This window comes from Exiguobacterium sp. A1_3_1, from assembly GCF_048985645.1.
In the GTDB taxonomy this organism is placed as follows: domain Bacteria; phylum Bacillota; class Bacilli; order Exiguobacteriales; family Exiguobacteriaceae; genus Exiguobacterium_A; species Exiguobacterium_A indicum.
This window is the reverse complement of the sequence record NZ_WBYY01000175.1, coordinates 1-6,731: the sequence shown is the minus strand read 5'-3', so window position 1 is coordinate 6,731 and position 6,731 is coordinate 1. Positions and strand designations below refer to the sequence as shown.

Here is a 6,731-nt window from a genome sequence, read left to right as displayed (position 1 = left end):
CATCTACTCACGCCCTTTCCTCAGGCGAGACACAAGCCAGTCTTCCTGCTTCCCTCAAGTAGGAAAGCGGGTCTTGTTTGTCTCTGACAGCACATAATGCGCTTTTTCTGTAGGAGTGGCGTGTGACGCGTCATTCTTTGTAGATACTGACTTTAAAGTCAGCTCCGTCAGTTAAGAAAAAAACGTTTTTTCGCTCGGAATCGCTTCCTAGGAAATACAAGCAGGAGCGACCCTGCAACGAAGTGAAGCGGCGCGATGCTTGTGCCAGGAAAATAATTCGAGCGAAACGAAAAAGCGTAATCTTACTACTGACTTTGAATCGGTAAATCCCATGTTGTCCCGATCAAATCCGTTATCCGCTCTGCCGCCTCGTGTGAAAACCCGGCAATCGTGTAATGATTCGTGTCCGCAATCACGTGATACATCCCGTTCGGTAAACTGTCGGCGAACGCAGCGTGAGCCGTATTGATTTGTTCGGTCAATGCTGGGTTCAACCAACTTTCCGGCATGCCCCCTGCCCAGTTCGAAGCAGACAGGACGAGAACCGGCTGTGTCACGTCTTCAAGCAACGATAGAATCATCTGATTGTTCTCCTCGACCGTTTGCCATTCGTCGAGCGTTCCCCGCCAATGTCCAGGTGCCGCAAAATGCCGCCACATCGGTAATTGATCAGCTTCCGGTAAGACACTAAACATCTTTTTGCCCAGTCGGTCAGGAATCATCCAGGCGATTGGTCGGACGTGACTAAGGAAATAGAGGAATCGATTCCACTCTTCTTGTGTTCGTTCGTACCAGTTCGGTAATGCTGCATCGACATCCGGGTGCGACGGATCGAGCAAGACGATACCGCGTGTCTCGTCTGCAAACAGTCGTCCACTTGCGAGCGAGATATAGGCGCCGAGCGAGTGCCCGATGAAGACATACGGTCCTTTGATGTTTAATATCCGTAAAACATCTGCTAACTCATCCGCTTGGTGCGTAAAGAGTCGTTTGTTTTTGCCACGACTCGACCGCCCATATCCGAGACGCGAATATTCAAAGACCCGTCCCCGTTTCAATAATTCAGTCCGTAACCAGCCCCACTGGTGCCGATTCGACATCATCCCGTGATCGAGGACGAAGGTGACGTCCCCACTTCCTGTCAGTCGGGTATCAAAGCGACCGGCTGACGTTTCAACGATATATTCCATACACTACCCCTACTTCCATTCATTCAAATAACGAGATCTCTAGCTCATACCCAAGGATGTTCAAGTAATCATATAACTGGGATCGATGATGATAGAGATGTACGGCTGCCTCGATTGCCCAGCCATTCATCGAGTCGGTAACTCCCCAGTACGTCGGACGCGTCGTAAATCCGGTCGTGACTTTTTCTTGATAGACAGTAAACGCACGATTGATTCGCTCATTTAACTGATCGCGCGGAACCGGTGTCGCATAAAACGCCTGCATTGCTTCAGCCGTCGCCCCCTCTGCCAGCAACAAATCGGCTTCGAGCAATACAGCGAGATGGACAGCGACTTCACCGACGGTCCGTTTCCCGGGGATTGGTCGCGCGTCCCAATCCTGCACCTCGATCTTCTCAAATAATGCTTTCGACGTCTTCACACCAACGCCGACATGGCGGATGAGGGCATGTTCCCAGTCAGTCATGCGCATTCCCCCAAGCAATCGCACGTTGTTCGAGTTCCTTGACGAACGCATCCTTGCCGGCGATATAGGCTTCGATATCAAGCGGATATGTCGCCGCTAATTGTTGCTTTAATGCTCCGTAAGCGGCGGCTTCTTCTGGATGGGTACGTAAGTAATCCCGAAAGACAAGATGACGCATGATTTCTCGATTTCCCGCCGCATAGAGATGAATATGATGCGTCCGTTCGTCGCCACCTTTTCGGTAGTACCGACGCCCCGGCATCCCGAATTCACCTTTCGCTTCGTAACCGATTGCTTCCATCTGTGCATCGAACTGCTCGATCCCCTCGAGCGCATCGACGACGGGTAGGATATCGATGATCGGTTTTGCTGCGAGTCCTGGAACTGATGTGCTCCCCATATGATGGATCTGCTTAAGACGTGCTCCGAACACGTCTCGTAACCGGTCCGCTTCTCGTGCGTATTCGTTCGCCCATTCTGATTGATACGGTAACACAATGACTTGTCGCATAGTCGTTTCCCCCTCTCAATTCAGTATGCCAGTTTTTGGGGTAAAACAAAACGACCATCCATTTTGGAGGTCGTTAATGTTAGAGCGTCGTTAATCCGTTAAATAATCATACAGTTTCGCAGGTCCACCAAGTCGAAGATCAGCGATGATATGCTGGGCATCGACGATCTTCCGAACAGGGAAGTCAGCGAGTGGTGCCATGACATGTTCGAATAACTGAAGTCGCGCCGGTCCACGGTATGCTTCTTTAATCTCAAGATCCGTGATTTGACTCCGCGTCAGTTCGGAGATGATCAACTCGCCTTGATAACCGCGATGCTGTTTGAGCATGAACTGCGGCGCACCGATGATCGATTGTGCTTCTTCGACCGCCATCGGAACATACTTGTATCCCATCGTCGCTTGGGCGACACGAAGTGAATGATAGTCAAGCGTTCCAACGAGTACATCATTGTCGAGATAGAGCCGGGGTGAACCATACTTCTTTGGAAACGCAGCTACTTCACGACCAGAGGCGATCGCCGGCTGATTGTTGACATACATTGAGAGATAAAACTCACCGACCTCGCCTTGATACCGAACCGGAATGACTTGCCCGCACTCGAGATAACTCCCAAGACCCGTGCTATCCGGCATATTGATGATCTCAAACTTGATCTGATTACTCAGCACCTCGAGCGGTTTCGGAACGACTGCTTGTAAGGCTTCGATGTCCGTCTCATAGATGATGTTCAAGTATTCCCGATTCCGAAAGAAGATATCGACCGCTGGAAAGACCGGTGCATTGATCGGTGTCGCGACGATATTTTTTACATCTTCCTGTCTCATCTGAATCCCTCCTTTATGCGTTTAACAATGCGGCAAAGCGTGCGACACTTGTTTCAAAATCCGGAACCGTCTTCGCTGCTTGGGCTTCTTCGACGATTTCTTGAATGAGTGAGTTGAATGGTGTTTTGATATCGTACGTGTTGCCATACATCGTGACGATCCCATTGATGAAACGAATTTCGGTCGGTTGCCCTTTTTGTAAGTCCTGCAACATGCTCGCCTCTAAGTCACGCGACCCGTGCATCAATTGTGGCACGGTGCTCAATTTTTCATCGATATCGTCTAGTGTTGCGTAGGCTGCCGGCTCAAACGTACTCATCGGCGCGAATGTGATGCCGTGGGCGTGACCGACTTCAACGACTTCCTGCATCGTATGAATCGCTGCCCGTAACAAGATCGGATGATCGAGAACGTCGCCATACGTACCGTTACACGCAGCGGATAACCCACTGAACGTACTATTAATGACGAGTTTTGACCATTTCGTTCCCGGTAGATTATCAGAGATTTCCGTTCCACCGATGTGATCAAGGATTTCCTTCAAGTGAATGATCCGGTTCGTCTTCTTCCCGTTCAGTTCACCGATTTGCATCGCATATGTCTTGAAGTGCTCGTAATCCGATGTCAGACGTGACTCACCTGGTCCGACGTACGTCGCTCCGAACTCGACGGATCCCGCAATGATACGTTCGCGTGGAATCTGTTGTTGAATGAATTCTTCCGGTACACCGTTTTGCAAGGAGACGAGAATCCCGTCTTCCTTCAAGATCGTCCGGACTTTCGCCAGAACCGGTTCATTGTAGACCTGCTTCGTCAGCAACAATACGATATCGTACATCTCCGTGATGTCATCCGGATGCATCGCATGGACCGCTTGCGTCAAATCTGGTCCAATAACATGCGCGCCTGTTGTGTTTAGCGCTTCGATATGTGCGCGATTCGTATCGATCAGATCGACATCCGCATACTGTTGACTCAAGTAAGCTCCCATGATGGTTCCTAGTGATCCTGCTCCGTAAATTCCGATTTTCATTTCTATCACCTCTGGTATTACGATATACTGGTTTCATCATAAACAGAAATATATATATTTATATATTTTAATAACCTATAGCTTATGTCAGGAGGATATCATGGAACTCTTACATTTGAATTATTTTCGTCACGTCGCGGAGGAATTGAACGTGACGCGTGCTGCCGAACGATTATTCATCAGCCAACCCGCCCTCAGTGCGACGATCAAAAAACTGGAACGTGAATTGAACACGACGTTGTTTCATCGAAAAGGTAGAACGATCAGCTTGACCGACAATGGACGACTTCTGCTACAATCAGTCGAAAAAATCGAACACGAGCTGACACGGGTCCAGGAAAGAATGATACGAAATGATGCCTCTTCTGAAACGACACTCAGTCTTGCCAGTTCGCATGGTCGTTTCATCCAATTGATTCTACGAGAATTTCTCCTGCCGCAGACGGCGCCCTTGTTCAATTCGGATATCCTCTCGAACCGCGACATTTTAAGCGGTCTGCTTCATCAAGAATTCCATTTCTCGATCAGCTTCATGGAACTCAAACATCCGCTCATTACGAGTGAACCGATCGTGGAAGAGGAGATTGTCATCACCTATCCTGCTTCTTATTCAGAGAAAGAAGCGATCACGGCGCTCTATACGGATGCAACGGAGACTGCCTTTTTGTTTCCCTCCCACAATAAGGACTACAACCGCTTCATCCAATTGAAGATGGCGGAACTAAACATCTATGCCGATACCTCGCACTATATTGATGACGTCTCACTGCAACTCGCCTTACGCCAACAACGCTATTTCAGCTTCGTTCCTGTCTCCGTCTGTCGCGAGATGGGACTTCCCTTCATCACAGACGATGTGTTTACCGTTACGTCACAACTCTACATGTCTCACGCGACGGATCAATTAACAGTCGAGCAAGCAACCATCTACGAACGCATTAAACGGTTTCTGCTCTCACAACGCACGTATCTAATCAAATAAAAACGGATGCCTGCATATGCAGACATCCGAGTGAGATGTTACTTCGTGATGAAGTAACGTGACTGATCAAGATGATCTTTCGCTGTATAGATGTTGAGTTTGTACGAGCCGTTCGTCAATGCCTTACGCATCTTCAAGACATAGTTCCCGTGCTGATCCGCCACGTCTTGAGCGATCAATTGATAACCAGCTTCTGTTTTTTGGTAGAGGCGGACGATTTGTCGTTTTTCGACTTTACCTGTCAACGTCTTTTTGCCTGACCATTTTTTGACCGGATACGTGTTCTTGATCGTGAACGACGCTTTTTTCGTGATCTTGTTCGAGATATCTGTCGACTTGACCGTGTACGTGCCTGTCGTTAGACCCTTCTTGACCGCAATCTTGAAGCCGCTTACCGTCGTTTTCGCTTTTGCGATTTTCGTTGATCCTTTATAGAGCGTCACGTCAAGACCTTCCGTTGCTTTACCGCGGAGGACCGTTGAACCGTAGACTGCTGACTTTTTATCGATCGCTGGTGTCGCAACGACACCTGTTCCGACTGTGACGTTCGTTTCTGTCTTCATGAAGCTGAGTTCAGAGACGATCGTCAACTTGTCACGCAATTTGAGCGGACGTGTCACGACTTCGTATTGACCCGCTTCGTTTGCTGTTGCTGTACCAAGGACTTTTTCGCCGAGTTTAACCGTGACTTTCGCACCTGGAACGGCTTGACCAGTAACGACTTTCGCACCTGGTTTAACTGCTTTTGCCGAGACCGTGAAGTTTTTCATCGGCACGTTCATATTGAATTTAAGGAACGTACCTGTCTCACCTGGACGTGTTTCACCTGTGTTCGTGATGCCTTCATACCGCTTGACGTACGGCGCAGCTGCAACCGCTGAATCAAAGCTGACCGTCATCGGTTTGCTTGCGACGAGTGACCAGTTGTCATCGGCTTTATAATCAACCGGTTGTTTCGCTTTGATGAAGTCCGAAATGACGTTACGTGTTTCGTAGGCCGATTTGTAGACAATATTCTTTCCGCCACCAAGACCTGGGAACGTCGCACTGCCTGCGCGGTAGTTGTTTGTAGCGACAAGGAATTCTTGATCGTCTGCGATCGCTTTGCCTTGATACTTGATGTTTTGAACACGGTTTGCGTCTTTATTGACGACGACACCGTTATAGTCAAACTTCGCTGGTTTTGTGATATCAATTTCATACGTCAATCCGTCGAGGATATCGAAGTTGTAGCTACGGAAATCTTTGTTCAACAAGTTCGTTTGCTCACCGCCGACTTGGTTGAATTGCCCCGCAGACATCTCGAGCCAGTCTTTGACGTCAGCACCTGTTACTTTGACGACTTCGAGTGTATTCGGATAAACATAAAGATCGGCGACGTTCTTGAGTGCGATTGGTCCTTTTTTGATCAACGTGTAATCGGACGCGTTGACTTGGTTACGACCACCTGTCTTGAATGGTGCACCAGCTGACAACAACGGGAGATCTTTATATTTCGCAAGATCGGCATTTTCTTTGAGTTGTTTCTCGACATACCATTTTTGAGCGTTCGTTACGAACTGAACGGAATCATCGTCTTGCGCGAGAGCGAAGAAGCTCTGGATATCATCATTGATCGACCCGACTTCTTGACGAATGTAAGCGAGCGTTCCTTCATGTGCTTTTTCGATCAACTTGACAGCACCGGCATCTGCTGTCGTATCTTTCGTCACGTCCGCTAG

Annotated in this window: 7 protein-coding genes; 1 reads left to right on the top strand and 6 read right to left on the bottom strand. The window is 48.7% G+C overall.

Annotated features, from left to right (window positions below; translation table 11 throughout):
- Nucleotides 1–305: 305 nt before the first annotated feature.
- From F8N00_RS15095 to F8N00_RS15075, 5 genes are all read right to left on the bottom strand, one after another.
- Nucleotides 306–1,190, bottom strand: a complete 885-nt coding sequence (locus F8N00_RS15095) for an alpha/beta hydrolase (protein WP_336449311.1) — start codon at nt 1,188–1,190, stop codon at nt 306–308.
- A 19-nt stretch (nt 1,191–1,209) separates the two neighbouring features.
- On the bottom strand, nt 1,210–1,656 hold the full coding sequence (locus tag F8N00_RS15090) for a DinB family protein (protein ID WP_336449310.1): 447 nt from the start codon (nt 1,654–1,656) through the stop codon (nt 1,210–1,212).
- Entirely contained in the window at nt 1,649–2,167 is a 519-nt protein-coding gene (locus F8N00_RS15085) for a GrpB family protein (RefSeq protein WP_336449309.1), read from the bottom strand. Before F8N00_RS15085 ends, F8N00_RS15090 begins: the two co-directional genes overlap by 8 nt.
- A gap of 90 nt (nt 2,168–2,257) precedes the next feature.
- Complete coding sequence (locus F8N00_RS15080) at nt 2,258–2,995, bottom strand: acetoacetate decarboxylase (RefSeq protein ID WP_336449308.1); 738 nt, start codon at nt 2,993–2,995, stop codon at nt 2,258–2,260.
- Between the two features lie 13 nt (nt 2,996–3,008).
- On the bottom strand, nt 3,009–4,028 hold the full coding sequence (locus F8N00_RS15075) for a 2-dehydropantoate 2-reductase (RefSeq protein WP_336449307.1): 1,020 nt from the start codon (nt 4,026–4,028) through the stop codon (nt 3,009–3,011).
- Between the two features lie 100 nt (nt 4,029–4,128).
- Between F8N00_RS15075 and F8N00_RS15070 the strand changes: the two genes are divergently transcribed.
- On the top strand, nt 4,129–5,010 hold the full coding sequence (locus tag F8N00_RS15070) for a LysR family transcriptional regulator (RefSeq protein ID WP_336449306.1): 882 nt from the start codon (nt 4,129–4,131) through the stop codon (nt 5,008–5,010).
- Nucleotides 5,011–5,048: 38 nt separating this feature from the next.
- Here the strand turns inward: F8N00_RS15070 and F8N00_RS15065 are convergent.
- Nucleotides 5,049–6,731, bottom strand: a 1,683-nt coding sequence (locus tag F8N00_RS15065) for a 5'-nucleotidase C-terminal domain-containing protein (RefSeq protein ID WP_421018498.1), incomplete at its 5' end; no start/stop codon positions are given.